The 13,874-nt window shown below is 70.8% G+C and carries 19 protein-coding genes and 1 pseudogene; 6 read left to right on the plus strand and 14 right to left on the minus strand.

What is annotated here, in order from left to right; genetic code table 11:
- Positions 1–79: 79 nt before the first annotated feature.
- The 14 genes and pseudogenes from HHL19_RS12900 to HHL19_RS12965 form a co-directional block, all read right to left on the minus strand.
- Positions 80–688, minus strand: coding sequence for a hypothetical protein (locus HHL19_RS12900; RefSeq protein WP_169088801.1), 609 nt, complete (start codon positions 686–688; stop codon positions 80–82).
- Positions 689–831: 143 nt separating this feature from the next.
- Positions 832–1,242: pseudogene (gene ssb / locus HHL19_RS12905) on the minus strand (single-stranded DNA-binding protein); the annotation flags it as partial.
- Entirely contained in the window at positions 1,242–1,703 is a 462-nt protein-coding gene (locus HHL19_RS12910; RefSeq protein ID WP_169088805.1) for an HNH endonuclease signature motif containing protein, read from the minus strand. The gene HHL19_RS12910 and the pseudogene ssb, both read right to left, overlap by 1 nt.
- A 126-nt stretch (positions 1,704–1,829) precedes the next feature.
- Positions 1,830–2,018: a hypothetical protein gene (locus HHL19_RS12915; RefSeq protein ID WP_169088807.1), complete on the minus strand. Its 189-nt coding sequence runs from the start codon at positions 2,016–2,018 to the stop codon at positions 1,830–1,832.
- Positions 2,015–2,695 (minus strand): hypothetical protein, encoded by a 681-nt coding sequence (locus tag HHL19_RS12920; RefSeq protein ID WP_169088809.1) that lies wholly within the window; start codon positions 2,693–2,695, stop codon positions 2,015–2,017. The genes HHL19_RS12915 and HHL19_RS12920 overlap by 4 nt, the downstream gene beginning before the upstream one ends.
- The gene (locus tag HHL19_RS12925; RefSeq protein ID WP_169088811.1) at positions 2,692–3,570 is read right to left on the minus strand and encodes a hypothetical protein; all 879 of its coding nucleotides are present in this window, start codon (positions 3,568–3,570) and stop codon (positions 2,692–2,694) included. Before HHL19_RS12925 ends, HHL19_RS12920 begins: the two co-directional genes overlap by 4 nt.
- A gap of 80 nt (positions 3,571–3,650) precedes the next feature.
- The gene (locus HHL19_RS12930; RefSeq protein ID WP_346768296.1) at positions 3,651–4,928 is read right to left on the minus strand and encodes a DNA cytosine methyltransferase; all 1,278 of its coding nucleotides are present in this window, start codon (positions 4,926–4,928) and stop codon (positions 3,651–3,653) included.
- The gene (locus HHL19_RS12935; RefSeq protein ID WP_169088813.1) at positions 4,925–5,224 is read right to left on the minus strand and encodes a WhiB family transcriptional regulator; all 300 of its coding nucleotides are present in this window, start codon (positions 5,222–5,224) and stop codon (positions 4,925–4,927) included. Before HHL19_RS12935 ends, HHL19_RS12930 begins: the two co-directional genes overlap by 4 nt.
- A gap of 66 nt (positions 5,225–5,290) precedes the next feature.
- Positions 5,291–5,920: a hypothetical protein gene (locus HHL19_RS12940; protein ID WP_169088815.1), complete on the minus strand. Its 630-nt coding sequence runs from the start codon at positions 5,918–5,920 to the stop codon at positions 5,291–5,293.
- Entirely contained in the window at positions 5,917–6,948 is a 1,032-nt protein-coding gene (locus HHL19_RS12945; RefSeq protein WP_346768297.1) for an ERF family protein, read from the minus strand. Before HHL19_RS12945 ends, HHL19_RS12940 begins: the two co-directional genes overlap by 4 nt.
- Positions 6,945–7,322: a hypothetical protein gene (locus tag HHL19_RS12950; protein ID WP_169088817.1), complete on the minus strand. Its 378-nt coding sequence runs from the start codon at positions 7,320–7,322 to the stop codon at positions 6,945–6,947. Before HHL19_RS12950 ends, HHL19_RS12945 begins: the two co-directional genes overlap by 4 nt.
- On the minus strand, positions 7,319–7,705 hold the full coding sequence (locus HHL19_RS12955; protein WP_240981538.1) for a hypothetical protein: 387 nt from the start codon (positions 7,703–7,705) through the stop codon (positions 7,319–7,321). The genes HHL19_RS12950 and HHL19_RS12955 overlap by 4 nt, the downstream gene beginning before the upstream one ends.
- A gap of 64 nt (positions 7,706–7,769) precedes the next feature.
- Entirely contained in the window at positions 7,770–7,955 is a 186-nt protein-coding gene (locus tag HHL19_RS12960) for a hypothetical protein (RefSeq protein WP_169088819.1), read from the minus strand.
- Entirely contained in the window at positions 7,952–8,164 is a 213-nt protein-coding gene (locus HHL19_RS12965) for an XRE family transcriptional regulator (RefSeq protein ID WP_169088821.1), read from the minus strand. Before HHL19_RS12965 ends, HHL19_RS12960 begins: the two co-directional genes overlap by 4 nt.
- 312 nt (positions 8,165–8,476) lie before the next feature.
- Here HHL19_RS12965 and HHL19_RS12970 point away from each other — a divergent pair, with 312 nt between their 5' ends.
- The 6 genes from HHL19_RS12970 to HHL19_RS12995 all read left to right on the plus strand — a co-directional run bounded on the left by HHL19_RS12970 (position 8,477) and on the right by HHL19_RS12995 (position 13,870).
- Complete coding sequence (locus tag HHL19_RS12970) at positions 8,477–8,917, plus strand: XRE family transcriptional regulator (RefSeq protein WP_169088823.1); 441 nt, start codon at positions 8,477–8,479, stop codon at positions 8,915–8,917.
- Positions 8,918–8,937: 20 nt separating this feature from the next.
- Positions 8,938–9,309 (plus strand): hypothetical protein, encoded by a 372-nt coding sequence (locus tag HHL19_RS12975; protein ID WP_169088825.1) that lies wholly within the window; start codon positions 8,938–8,940, stop codon positions 9,307–9,309.
- Positions 9,306–10,928, plus strand: a complete 1,623-nt coding sequence (locus tag HHL19_RS12980) for a recombinase family protein (protein WP_169088827.1) — start codon at positions 9,306–9,308, stop codon at positions 10,926–10,928. Before HHL19_RS12975 ends, HHL19_RS12980 begins: the two co-directional genes overlap by 4 nt.
- Before the next feature lie 48 nt (positions 10,929–10,976).
- A complete protein-coding gene (leuE, locus tag HHL19_RS12985) occupies positions 10,977–11,633 on the plus strand; it encodes a leucine efflux protein LeuE (protein WP_169088829.1) in 657 nt (218 codons plus the stop codon).
- Between the two features lie 82 nt (positions 11,634–11,715).
- On the plus strand, positions 11,716–13,011 hold the full coding sequence (locus HHL19_RS12990) for a transposase (RefSeq protein WP_240981589.1): 1,296 nt from the start codon (positions 11,716–11,718) through the stop codon (positions 13,009–13,011).
- Positions 13,012–13,048: 37 nt separating this feature from the next.
- Positions 13,049–13,870, plus strand: coding sequence for a MerR family transcriptional regulator (locus HHL19_RS12995; RefSeq protein ID WP_169088831.1), 822 nt, complete (start codon positions 13,049–13,051; stop codon positions 13,868–13,870).
- Positions 13,871–13,874: the final 4 nt, after the last annotated feature.

Genomic DNA, 13,874 nt, shown 5'->3' on the forward strand with positions numbered 1-13,874 from the left:
TGGCGGGCGGTGTGTCCGAGGAACACGGCCGCGCACAGGCTCGCGAGGAGCACGTACGCGGCCGTGCACAGGAATCCGGTCACCCCTCGACGGCCTGGTGCTCGTCGTCGAGGCCGAGGTCGCGGGCGAGGCGGTCGCGGTAGCGGGCATGCTCGGCGCAGCTGCGGCGGCCGGCCGCGAGGATGTCGTCGGCCATGGCCTCGGCGAGGTAGTCGAGCAGGCTGCCGAACGGACCGGCGGGGTGCTGCTGGACGGCCTCGGCGTCGAGGCGGTCGGCAAGGTGCCGGAGCGCGCACGCAACGCGGGCGGGGTCGAGCCCCTTCGTCTGGATGTCGACGCGGAGCGCATCCGGGTCGCTGCCCTCGGGCTGGATGACGACCAGGGTGCCCGGGACGGTCACGGACGCAGCGAGGCGGTCGAGGGGGGCGTCGTACGTGATCGGGCCCTCGGGGGTGTCGAGGGCGTAGCACTTCCGGAACACCGACTCGCGCATGGCGCTGCTCGTGGTGACCGGCCGGCCCCGGTGATCGGTGGACGCGATGTCGTAGGCGACGGTCGGCTCGTCCCGGCCCTCGCCGGTGTAGACGTCCCGCACGGTGATGCGGTCCTCGGGCTCGCGGGCCTTGTTGTACGGCATCGGCCGGTAGGTCTGTCCGGGCTCGATCGGGTCGGGGGTCTGCGTGTCCATGGGCGGGGCTCCGTCTCGGCTCATCAGTCGGTTGTCGGTGTTGACCGGGGCGCGGAAGTGCACGCGCGCGTGGGCGGCGCGGCGACCGGTCGGCGGCGGGGTCAGTAGGCGGGGCCGTTGGTGTTCCACTGGTCGTACTGGGGCTGCTGCTGGCTGTATCCGCCCTGCGACTGCTGGCCGTTCTGTCGCCCGGTGGTCTTGGTGACCTGCGCGGTGGCGTTGCGGAGCGAGGGGGCGACTTCCTCGGCCTCGACCTCGACGACGGTGCGCTTGACGCCCTGGTTGTCCTCGTAGGTGCGCTGGCGGAGGGTGCCGACGACGACGACGCGGGTGCCACGCTGAATGCTGCCGGCGACGTTCTCGCCGAGGGATCGCCACGCGGACACGGTCATGAACAGGGACTCGCCGTCCTGCCACTGGCCGGACTGCTTGTCGTAGGTGCGGGGGGTCGAGGCGATGCGGAACTTGGCGACGGCGTGTCCGCTGGGGGTGTGCCTGAGTTCGGGGTCGTCGACGAGGTTCCCCGTGATGGTGATGGTGGTCTCTCCGGCCATCAGGCGGCGGTCCTTTCGGTGGCGGGGCGGCGGCAGGCGCGGCAGGCGCGGGCGCCGTTGGGGCGTACGTAGGTGTTGGCGGCGTCGAAGGGGTGACCTCGGAGGCATCGCACCTTCCGCGCGTTGATCGCGGTCGGGCCGCTGCTGCGGAGGGTGTTGGTGCGGTGGTCGGTCACTTCGAGGTGTGCGGGGTTGACGCAGTTGCGGCGACGGCATCGGTGGTCGACTTCGGCGCCGACGGGGATGGGGCCTCGGGCCTGCTCGTAGGCGTACTGGTGGGCGCGGACGGTGCGGCCGTCGGCCTTGAACGCTCCGTAGAACTCGCCGTGTTCGCCGGCGTCGTGGGGGCGCTTGCTGCGGGCTCCGCCGGTCCACAGGTGGCAGGGGCCGGGGGCGTCGCGGTAGAGGCTGAGGGGGCCGGCCGGGTCGACCTTGGCGGCGAAGCGTTCGGTGGTGTTCACGGGGCGGTCCTCCTGCTCTACGTGCTGAGCGCGCGCGCTCGCGGTTCTGTCTCGACAGGCATGTATCTGTCGAGACAGAAAGATAGCGGATGTGGGGCTGATCCGGCTCCCCCTGTCGAGGGGGGGCTAGGTGGCGTCCTCCGGGGTGAACGCGGGCGGGATCACCCGCAGGTCCCACCCGGCCTGTTCGAGGGCCTTGGCGGTCCGTACAGCGGTCGAGCCGGGCCGGTACAGCAACTCCCTCACGGTCGCGTCCTCGATGACGGTGCGGATGATGGCGACGGCGGCGGCCGGAATCGGCGTGGGCTGGGTCATGCGGCGGCCTCCTGGTGGCGGGCGGCGAGGGCGGCCTCGACGCGGGAGGGGTGCGGGGCGCGCTCGGTGCGCCGGCGGTCGCCTCGCTTGCACGGCGTGCGCACGTTGGCGCGGCAGTGCTCGTACGGGCACGGGACGCCGAGGGGGTCGGGCCGGTCCTCCTCGACGAGGGCGCGGCGTCGCGGCCGGTGGTCGGCGAGGGCCTCCTCGATGTCCGGGGGCACGTAGGCGCCGAGGGCGGCGAGGCGTTCGGCGGCGAACTGGTCGCGCTCCTCGCGGGTGGCGGCGGCCGGGAGGGCGAGCATCGGCCGGTCCTCGGAGAAACCGAGGGCGCCCCGCATGGACGGGCCCGCAACCCGGCCGTCGGCGACGGCGGCGAGCAGGGCCCGGCGGCGGGCAATGGATTCGGCGCCGGTCTCGCCCGGGACCCCGTCGTAGACGATCGTCGCGGCGTTGACCCGCTCGGCGCGGATCCGGGCGCGCTGCTGGCGGACGTGGGCGGGGGTCAGCCATCGGTCGGTCTCGCCGTAGTGGCGGGCGACGGCGGCGCGGGCGTCGTCGTCCAGGGGCATCGAGTGCAGGGCGGCGGCCCATGCGCGGGCGTCGGCCTCGCCGACGGTGCGGCGGTCGAACGCGGCGGCGAGGGTGAGCAGCTCGGCGGCGTCGGCGGGGGTCACTGGGCGGCCTCCTGGGCGCGGAGTCGGGCGGCGAGGTCGAGACCCTCGGCGACCCGCTGATCGGTCGTCGAGGGGCGGGCGGAGCCGATGGGGACGACGTTCCCGCCGGCGGCCGGGCGGCTGGCCTGGAGGCGCAGGGTGTCGTACTTCTCGCGGAGCTTCGGCATCGACATGACGTTCGAGCGCCAGAAGTCGGAGTCCTGGCACCAGTCAATGGCGTTGTGCACCTGCTCTTCGGTGCGGCCGTCCTTGTCGAGCATGAGCCGGGCCGCGTCCCGCCACCCCTTCGTGATGGTGGGCCGCTTGCTGCCGTTCTGCACGACGCGATCGGCAAGGTGCTCACACAGCCGCTCGACGTCCTCGCGGACCGGCGCCGGGTCGGGGTCTCGCGGAGCGAGGGCCGACGACTTCCTGTTCCCTGTTCCCTGTTCCCTTCCCTGTTCCCTGTTCCTTTCCTGGGGTGAGTCCTCACTGAGGTGTGCGTGAGCCTGCTCGGATCCCTCATCACCGCTGGTCAGGGGCGGTTCCGGGGTGGATTCCCCCTGGTCGGGCGCGGGGAGGCGCGAGGCGGACGGGCGGTTGATCCGCTGGTGCTCCTTCCACCCGGACACGGCCAAGTAGCGCTTGCCGGTGACGACGTAGCGAACGATCAGTGAGGACTCACTGAGTGCGGCGAGGTCGGTCTCGACGTCGCCGGCGGTCCGGTCGTCGAGCGGCCAGAGTGCGGCCTTGATGAGCCGGGCGTCGTCGACGGCGCGGCCCTGGTCGTCGCAGTGCGTCCACAGACCAATGAACGTGAGCCGCTGCTCGATAGTGAGGTCGGCGATCGTAAGGGAGGTGAAAAAGTCGGGCTTGATCGTGCGGATACGGGCCATGGCGAGGGTCCTGTCGAGGTGGTGCGCCCGGGGCGAGGGGAACGGGTGCCGGCCTCGCCCCGGGGCGGTACGGGGGCGGGTTACGTGAGGGCGGCGGCGACGCGTTCGGCCGCCCACTGCGCGAGGTTGACCGGCACGGCGTTGCCGATCTGGACGCGCTGCGCGGTGTCCCGGCCGGCGAGGACGTGATGCGCGGGGAACCCCTGCGCGCGGGCCTTCTCTGCGGTGGCGAGGGCCCGGTACTCGCAGTCGTCGACCTTCCCGGACGCGGCCGGCACGACGAGCGAGTGATGGTTCCCTCCCTGCGCGGACAGGGTGCCGATCGGCTCGTCGAGGGACGTGGCGGTGCCGTGGTTCCTGAGGGTGATGACGAACGGGCGTCCCTCGAACCGGTCGAGGCCGGCCTCGACGCGGCGGCGGGTCGCCTCGACGTACGGGGTGTGTGTCTTCCGGCCGCGTCGGCCGTCGCCGAACCGGTGCCCGCGTACCGACCAGTCGATGACGGATCCGATGCCCCGGGTCACGGGCTCGACCCGCCGGTGCCCACAACGGCGCTGGGGGCAGATGTAGCGGTACTGGGCGCCGAACTCGCCGACGGTCCGGGCCCGGTACCGGGTGCTCCACTGCTGAATGCCGCGCACGGGTCCGCACGTCGCGCACGTCGCCTCCGGCCGGGGCCGCAGGTCCGGCACCCGTCCGACGTCCTTGCGCACCATGCACCACACCAACCGGTCCCGGAGCTGGGGGAGTCGCTCGTACCCCTCGCCCTGGACGTGCGCCGCGTTCACGGACGCGATGGTGATGTTGTAGCCGAGGGCATCCCACACGTTGAGCCACGCGGTGAAGAGCGCGAACCGGGTGGCGAATCCGGGGACGTTCTCCCCGACGTAGAACCGGGGCCGGTGGACCTCGGCGTACCGGATGGGGTCCCACGCGGTCATGCGGGTGCGGGACCAGTCGGTGGCGGCCGGCTGCTGCTCGCCGAGGGTGAGTTCGGTCTGAGCGCGGGGCGTCGCCCGTCCGCCGGCGGGGGTCGCCTCCCAACAGATCGGCGATCCGACGATGCCGTCGGCCGAGGGGACACCCCTCATGTCGAGGTTGTTGATGTCGCACTGCTGGGCCCACACCTGCGGCCAGTTGGCGCGGACCGTGTCGACGGCGGCGGCCATGTGGTTCGCGGCGTAGACGGGGGTGTACCCGGCAGAGTCGAACCCTCGGACGTCGCCGCACCCGCCGGAGAACAGGTGCACGGTCGTGAGGCCGTTGGCCGGGGCGAGGGGGAGTTGCCCGGGGACCGGCGCCGGCGGCGCGGTGTCGAGCAGGCGGCGGGCGCGGTCGAGCCGCTCACGGCCGGTCACGCGGCGGCCTCGGCGTCGAGGGCGGCGCGCTGCGCCTTTACGGCGGCCTTGTGGAAGTGGAAACGGGCACTGGGGGTCTTGCCGCCCCGGATGCCGAAACGGCCGGTCTTCCCGCGTCCGCCCTCCTCGGCCATGGCCTCGGCGAGGCACTCCTCGCGGACCGGGCACGGGCGGCAGATCGCGAGGGCCTCGCGGCGGCCGGCGGCGTCGGTCGCGGCCGGGAAGAACGCATCGACGTTGATACCGGCGCACGCGGCGCCCTGGTGCCAACGGGGAGCGAGAGTAAGGGAGTTCATGGGTGGTGCTCCTGGTCGAGGGGGCCCGCCCCGTTCGGGGGGCGGGGCGGGCCGTGACGCGGGTGTTCAGGACTGCTCGGGCGCCGGCTCGTCGGCCGGGGGGAGCGCGGGGGGTGCCGGGGGCGTGTCGAGGTCGAGCCGCTTGGCCGCGACGGCCTCGGCGACCAGAGCGCGGCCGTCGAGGGGTTGCCGCTTGCTGGTCTTGGTGAAAAGCCATCGGAAGTGCGGCGCCTTGGTCGGCTGGATCGCCACCCCGGGCACGTCGTGCAGTTCTCCGGTCTCCGGGTCGACGTACCGGGGGGTGTTCGCCGCGTTCACGGCTCCGAGGACCCGCGCGGTGAACTGCTCGTCGATGACGACCTCGGTGCGGGCCGGGATGATCCGAAAGTCGAAGTGCTCCGGGTAGGTGTCGCGCACCCATGCCTCGAACGCGGGCCGGTCGACGACGCGGGCCTCGGCCTCGCCGCCAACACGGGTCACGGTGCCGAACTTCGTGCCGTCGTCGAGGGTGACGTCGGCCTTCGTGCTGCGGCTTGCCTGGTACTGCTGCGTGAGCAGCGTGGCGGCCTGCCTGTTGACGTCCTCGAACATCGCCTCGGCGCGGTCGAGTTGGGCCCGCATCGCCTGCCGATGCCGCAGGACGGCCGCGAGGAACTCGGCGTCGGGCGCCTCGACCTTCTTCTCGACGGCGCTCATGCGGCGGTCCCCTCGATCTTCTTCCGGAACGCGTGGAGCTGCACGGCGCTGGCCTGGGCGATCGGGACGCCGTAGACGCGCTCGAAATCGGCGTCGAGGGTGGTCAGGTGCGCGCGAGACGCGGCGATCCTGAGCGCCTCCTCGGCGGCGGCCGGGGGCGCACTGGGCGGCGTGGGGGTGGCGGCCGGGGCCGGTGCGGCGGGCGGGGCCTGCTGCTGCGGCCCGGCGGCAGGCTGCTGCGGCGCGGTGCTCGCGGCGCGCTTCTGGGCGGCGATGGCATCGAGCTCGGCGATGTACTCCGGCGGCGCGCCGGCGTCCTCGGCGGCCTTCCGGATTGCGGCGAACTGCTCCTCGCTCGCGGCCTTCCGGGCCTCCCCGGCGTAGTCCCGGCGGCGCTGCTGCTGCGGCTGCTCCTCGCCCTGCGGCGCCCGCCGCTGCTGCTGACGCTGCCCGCGCTGGGGCCGCTGCTGCCCCCGCTGCTGCTGCGGGGAGTTGCCGGCGACTGGGTGGTCGCGGTCGCCGTCGTCGATGCTGCGTCCGTCCACCGGCAGCATGAACAGGGTGAACAGGAGGTACTTCAACGCGGCCGACTGCGCCTTGTTCATGGACTTGTCGGCGGTGTCGAACGCCTCGCCCGGGGTCTCGGCGATCAGGCAGTCGCCGGCCGGGCCGTAGACGCGGTACCGCATCGTGATCAGGGTCCGGGTGAACTTGCCGTCGCTGCGCATCTGCTGCTGAGCGAGCTGGGGCAGGATGAACAGACCGTGCTTCCGCATCGGTCCGGCCATCGCGGACATGACGTCGTCGATGCCCCGGAACTGGTAGTTCTGCGACGCGTTCCGCTGGTTCTTGCCCACCGGCATGGCGTCGGCCATGACGGCGGCGATGACGGCGAACACGCGGGGGGCGTCTGCCGGGGTCCCGGCGGGCGCGGGCTCGTACGCCGAGGTGGCCATGGGGAACGGGGCCGGGGCCGGGGTCGGGGCGGTCGGTGCGGTCTGAGCGGTGGGCAGGGTGGTGACGGTCACGGGCGGTTCTCCTGTGCGGGGGTGCGGTGGCGGATGGCGGCGGCCTGCTTCGTGAGCGAGGTGGCGAGGGCGATGGCGTCGTCGGCGTCGAGCAGGTCGTCGAGGCGCTCGGCGGCCTCCAACCGGTCGAGCAGGGAGTCGCGGGACCCGTCCGCCTCGGCGGCCCGGACGGCGCGCTCCCAGTCGGCGGCGTCGTCGCTCACGACCACGTGGTCGAGGGAGACGACGTTGGCGGCGTGCGCGGTGAGCAGGCGGCCGAACAGGTCGGGGTCCTCGGCGTAGGCGAGGGCGAGTTCGTCGAGCAGGGGGGAGGCGGCGAGGGTGACCGGGAGGCGGACGGCGGTTCCGTCGGCGGTGAGGGTCGGACGGATCACCGGTTCACCTCCGGGTCGAGGCCGAGGGCGGCCGGCGCGGTCGGCGTCTGGTCGATCAGACGGCCGGTGTCGGCGCGGTAGATGTGCGGGCGCGTCCAGTCGGCCCCCGGGAACGCGTCGACGAGCAGGCGGCGGGCAGCGCGGTGCGCCTCGGCGTCGGCCTTGATCGGCTGGCCGGTGAGGGTCGCGAGGGACACGAGCGTGCGGCGGGTGGGGACGCCGGACGGGTCGGTGTGGACGGGGGTCAAGCAGACGCGAACGGTGCCGGGGGCGATCCGGTGCAGCTCGGCGGCGAGGTGGTTGCGGAACTCGACGTGCTTGCGGCCGGCCTGTCCGCCACGGAGCGCGGCGGCGGCGTGGAGCTGGGTACGCTGGGGGTTCATGAGTCGGTCTCCTTCGGGGGATCGGTCGGGCCGTCCGGGTGCCACCGGGCGGCCCTTTCGCGTGTCAGGCGGCGAGTGGCTGGGGGGTGGCCTGCTCGCGCTGCTGGCGGAGCAGGCGGCGGACGATCAGCTCTCGTTCGGGGGAGAGGCGACCGGTCGCGTAGTCGGCGGCGATGTCGGCGAGGGCGATGTCGAGAACGCGGCGAGCGTTGGCGAATGCCTGCTCTCGGGGGATGACGAGGCCGGTCATGCGGCGGCCTTTGCCGGGGTGATGAGCTGCGCGGTTGTGAGCCCGTACCGGGCGTGGACCTTCGCCGCGAGGCGGGCCGAGGGGGCGGTCACGCCACCCCACAGGCGCCATGCCGTAACGGGCGGGATGCCGAGGTCTGCGGCAAGAGCCTTGTAGTCGCCGACCCCGTGCGCGGTGGCGGCCTGCTGCAAGAGAGCGCGGTCGTACATGGGCGTGTCCTTCTTTCCTGGCAGATACGTGTCTGCCGAGACAGAAAGATAGCACCTATCTTTCACTCGTGAAAGATAAAAACGGTGGGGCGATGTCAGACCCGTGCCCGAGACTTGCTGGTCGGGAGATGTAACGGCATGTGACGGAGTCATGTGCTTCGCGTTGACAGAGTGGTTGAAAGGTGGGCACTATCGAACTCACGTTCGACTTAAACGTGACAGGTCGAACGAGTAGTGCCGAGCCGAGGGGAGGGGGAGCCATGTCTAGAACTCGCTGTTTCATCAGTGAAACGAGCGCGCTAGATTTCTGCCATGGCAGAAAACAAGAACGAGGCGACGCGCAGGGCGTTCGCCGCGTGGCTCTCCCAGGAACTCGTGAGACGCGGATACGACGTCACCGGCCTACGCAGCGGCGGACGCTCCCGCTTCGCCGCAGATAGCGGCCTCAGCGCCTCGACCGTCGGACGGCTCCTCCGGGGCGAAGCGGTCACGGACACCCGCGTCCTCGGCACCCTCGCCGCCGCGATCAACAAGCCCCTCGCCGAGATCCTCGTGCGAACCGGCGTCATCAGCGACGAGCAGCTCTACCAGGTCCAGCACCCCACGACGGACACCGCCCGCAAGATCAGCCCCGAGGAAGCCGCAGACGACCTCGGCATCACCGACCCCCACAAGCGTGAGCTGTTCCTCAACATGACGCGCACGTTGCAAGACCAGACCAACTACGGCGAGGGCGAGGCCCGAGCCGAATAGCACTGCCCGGAGGTCACCCGTTGTTCCGTCGTCCCGCGCCCCTCATCACCGCAGGTCTCTTCACCGCCGCCCTCTCCGTCGGGGCGACCGGATGGGCCACCAGCACCCAGGCCCTCACCGATGCGGGCATCCTTGGCGCCGTCGCGACGGTCCCCCTCCTCTATTGGGTGATGATCACCCGAACCCACCAGATCACCGACGATCAGCTCGCCGAAGCGCACCAAGCCGGCTACGTCCTGGCTCTCCACCACGTTGCGCGCGGTCTGCTCGTCCCGGACCCGGCCCCGCCGACCCCCGGCCATCACCAGGACGACGAGCAGACCCCGGGCAACGTGGTGCACCTCCGCCACCGCCCGACCTACACCACCGAGGAGAAACGGACGGCACAGTGAAACCGTCGGACACGTTCCGCAGCCCCCTGCACGACGAGGGGGGCGAACCGTGGCTCGGGTACATCCGGGTCTCGACCTACAAAGAGGAGAAGATCTCACCAGAGATCCAGCGCGAGGCAATTACCCAGTGGGCCGCCCGAACAGGCCGTCGCATCGTGAAGTGGGTGACCGACCTCGACGTCAGCGGACGTCACTTCAAACGCAAGATCACCAAGTGCGTCGAGAGCGTCGAGGGAGGCGACGCGTACGGCGTTGCCGTGTGGAAGTACAGCCGGTTTGGCCGCGACCGCACCGGAAACGCGCTCTGGCTCGCCAAGCTCGAAGCTGCTGGCGGTCAGCTCGAATCCGCCACGGAGCCGGTCGACGCAAGCACCGCCATCGGCCGCTTTCAGCGCGGCATGATCCTGGAGTTCGCCGCCTTCGAAAGTGACCGCGCCGGCGAACAGTGGAAGGAAACACACGAGCACCGGCAATACAAGCTGGGCTTGCCAGCCAGCGGCGGAAAGCGCTTCGGCTACGTCTGGCACCGACGCTGGAACCCTGAAACGGAAACGCTCCAGAAGGAGCGGTACGAACCCGACCAGGCGATCGCCCCCGTCGTCGCGGACCTCTACCGCGCCTACGTTGCAGGCAAGGGATTCCCGCAGTTGGTGCAGTCCCTGAACGGTCAGGGACACCGGAACAACTCGGGCGGCCTGTGGAGCACCGACACCCTGCGTTGGTACATGGACAGCGGCTTCCCCGCTGGCCTGCTCCGCGTGCACGACCCCGAGCACCGATGCCGCAAGAAGGACGGCAACTGTCGTTCGAAGATCTACATCCAAGGTACGCACGAGGAGCTGATCGAGTTCGCCCTGTGGACGGCGTACCTTGCACGCCGTCAGACCGTCCGCACCACCAAGCCCCGCGCCCGATCCGGGACGTACGAACTTGCCGGATTGCCGACCTGCGGCGGGTGCCGATCAGGCACCAGTCTGAACACCCGACGCCGACACGGCAGCACCACCACTGAACCCGGCTACTCGTACAGGTGCACCCGACGAGCGAAGTATGGGCGTCTCTCGTGCGAGGGCGTACTCGTCCCGCGCAGCATCGTTGAAAAGGAGGTGACCAAGTGGCTCAAGGAACGGGCCGCCGACGGCATCGACAATGCACCGTCCACAGACGTCAGCCCCCGCCGTGACCTCGCTGCCGAGCAGGCCACCCGCGCCCGCGCGCGAGTGCAGGCGCAAGCCGAAGTCGACCGGCACCGCGCCGCCATCGCCCGACTGCGAGCGGACCACGCAGCCAACCCGGACGACTGGGAGCAGGACGAGTACGAGGACGCCCTCGCCCTCGCCCGAAAGAAGCGAGCCGACGCACAAGCGCAGCTCGATAGCTTCCCCGACGACGAGCCTCTCCCGGACCGCGCAGAGGCTGAGGCTTTGATTGCCGGCGCGGCCGAAGCGTGGGATGCCTTGGACGCGCGACAGCGCAACGCCCTGCTTCGCCAGCTCGTACGCCGAGTTGTGCTGACCAGGACCGGGCCCGGTCTGGCCGAGGTGACCGTGCACCCGGTGTGGGAGCCTGACCCGTGGGCCGACCTTGAGCCCGTGAGTCGCGGGGTCATTACGGGGTGACCACCCCCATAAGTGTTTTACCAGAACTGGTGTGCGACACTCCGCTTCATGCTGGGTGTCATCGATCTGCCGACCTATCTCGCCGGGCTCGTCCTCATCATCCTCCTGCCGGGGCCGAACTCGCTCTACGTGCTGTCCGTCGCCGCCCGCAAGGGGACGCGGACCGGGTACAAGGCCGCCGCCGGGGTCTTCACCGGCGACACGATCCTGATGACGCTGGCCGCCCTCGGTGCGGCCTCCCTGCTCCAGACCACGCCGGTGCTCTTCACGATCGTCAAGTACGCGGGCGCCGGATACCTGGCCTGGATGGCGTACGGGATGCTCCGCGCCGCCCTCGCCATGTGGCGCTCCCGGCACGAGACCGCCGAGGTCGCGGCCGAGGCGGCGGAGAGCGGGCCCTCCGAGCACCCGTACCGCCGGGCGCTCGTCATCAGCCTCTTCAACCCGAAGGCGATCCTCTTCCTGATCTCCTTCTTCGTGCAGTTCGTGGACCCCTCCTACGCCTATCCGGCGCTCTCCTTCCTGGTCCTCGGAGCCCTGCTCCAGTTCGGCAGCTTCCTCTACCTGACGACGCTGATCTTCAGCGGCACCCGGCTCGCCGCCGCCTTCCGCCGCCGCAAGCGCCTCTCCGCCGGCGCCACCACCGCCGCCGGCACCCTCTTCCTCGGCTTCGCCGTGAAGCTCTCCCTGAGCAGCGCCGCCTGACTTTGACGTCACCCGTTCGTCCGTTCGTGTGAAGCCGCTGAATTCTCGAAGAAACAGCCGAAGGCGGTATTACGGTCGCATCATGGCAACCTTTTCCACAGCAGCCGGTGGTACGGCGCATGCCCGGTACTCGTACCGGCTTCGTGTGTCGTCCACGGCGCTGGCCGCGCTGCTCGGGGAGTGGGATCGATGCCGGTGGATCTGGAACGAGTGCGTCGTGCGGTCGAAGAAGGCGCATGCCGCCGGTGAGAAGTGCGGACCGGCCAGGCTGGACCGGATGCTCACCGAGGCGCGGGCCATCACTCCCTGGCTTGCCCAGGGATCGTCGGTGCCACAGCAACAACTCATCCGTGACTTCGGCAGGGCCCGCACGAAGGCGTTGAAGGACATCAAGGATCGCCTGCCCGTTCGGCGGCGGGCAGGACTCCCTGCGTACAAGAAGAGGCGTGTGGCCGATCCGACGCTCAACTACACGCGGAACGGATTCCGTCTGAAGGACGGACGACTGCACCTCGCGGGCGGGATCGTGCTGTCGGTGGTGTGGTCACGGGCGTTGCCTGCCGACCCGACGTCCGTACGTGTTCACCGCGACGCCGTCGGGCACTGGTACGCCTCCTTCGTGGTTCCTGCCACGCCCCAGCCCCTGCCCGAGACCGGGGCGGTGCTCGGGATCGACTGGGGCGTGAAGGAGATCGCCACCACCACAAGTGATGCCCACAACCTTCCGCACCCGGAGTTCGGCCGGAAGGCCAAGGAGCGGCTGTCCCGGTACGACCGGATGATGGCTCGCCGTAGGCCCGAACGGGGGAAGGCGGCTTCGAAGGGGTACCGGGCGGCGAAGCGGCTGCGGGCGAAGGCGTACCAGAAGGTCGCCAGGCAGCGTGTGGACACGGGCCGCAAGTGGGCCAAGAAGGTGATGCGCGACCATGACGTCGTCGCGGTGGAGGACTTCCGTCCCCGGTTCCTCGCCAGGACGATGATGGCACGGAAGGCCGCTGACGCGGCGATCGGCGCGACCAAGAGCGCTCTGATCGAGATGGGCCGCAAACACGGGCGGGACATCCGTCTTGTACACCCGGCCCACACCACCATGGACTGCGCGCGGTGCGGAGCGAGAGCCAAGCACGCCCTGCCGCTGTCGGAACGTACCTACACGTGCGATGCGTGCGGAGCGACGTCCCCGAGGGACAAGAACTCCGCCCGTGTGATGCTCGTCCGGGCAGGTCTGGACCCGGCTGGTGCCGAGGGTGTGAGACCTCCTGGAGCGTGGCTCCAGGAGGCGACCCGAGCCAGGAATCCTCTCCCTGAGCAGGGATGGGAGCATTCAAATGGTGTGAGGTCGAGACCGGATGCTCGCGACATCGAGCTCTGCGTTTGACTCTCCCTCCGTGTCAGAGTCTTGAGTAGGGGGCGTCATGTTCACCATCGGAGACTTCGCCCGGCACGGGCGGGTGTCGGTCCGGATGCTGCGCCATTACGACGCCATCGGACTGCTGCGCCCGGCCCACGTCGACCCGCACAGCGGCTACCGCTTCTACACCGCGGAGCAGCTCGCGCGGCTCAATCGCGTCATCGCGCTCAAGGACCTCGGCTTCACGCTGGAACAGGTGGGGGCCATCCTCGGCGACGAGATCGGCGCGGAGGAGCTGCGGGGGATGCTGCGGCTGCGGCAGGCCGAACTGGAGGCCGCCCTGGAGGCGGCGCGGGCGCGGCTCGCCCAGGTCGGTGCGCGGCTCCGAGCCATCGAGAGCGAGGGACGCATGTCCACGCAGGACGTCGTCGTCAAGAAGATCCCGGCCGTCCGGATCGCCGAGCTGAGCGCGGTCGCCGCCGGGTTCGAGCCGGAGGCCATCACGCCCGTCATCGGGCCGCTGTACGAGGAGCTGTGCGGCCGCCTGGAGGCCGCCGGGGTCACCGGGTTCGGGCCGGGGGTCGCGTACTACGAGGACGCCGGGAAGGGCGACGGCTCGGTCGTCGTGCACGCCGGCATGACCGTGCCCGAGGGCGCCGAGGCCGAGGGGGTGCGTGTGCACGTGCTGCCGGGGATCGAGGAGGCCGCGACCGTGGTCCACCGGGGGTCGATGGACGACGTCCTCGCCACCTCGCAGACCCTCGCCGCCTGGATCGACACCAACGGGTACGCGTCGGCCGGCTTCTCCCGTGAGCTGTACCTGGAGTGCCCGGAGGACCCGGCCGGGTGGGTGACCGAGATCCAGGAGCCGATCAGCCGCCCGTGACGGC

It is taken from the genome of Streptomyces sp. R302, from assembly GCF_012927245.1.
In the GTDB taxonomy this organism is placed as follows: Bacteria; Actinomycetota; Actinomycetes; order Streptomycetales; family Streptomycetaceae; genus Streptomyces.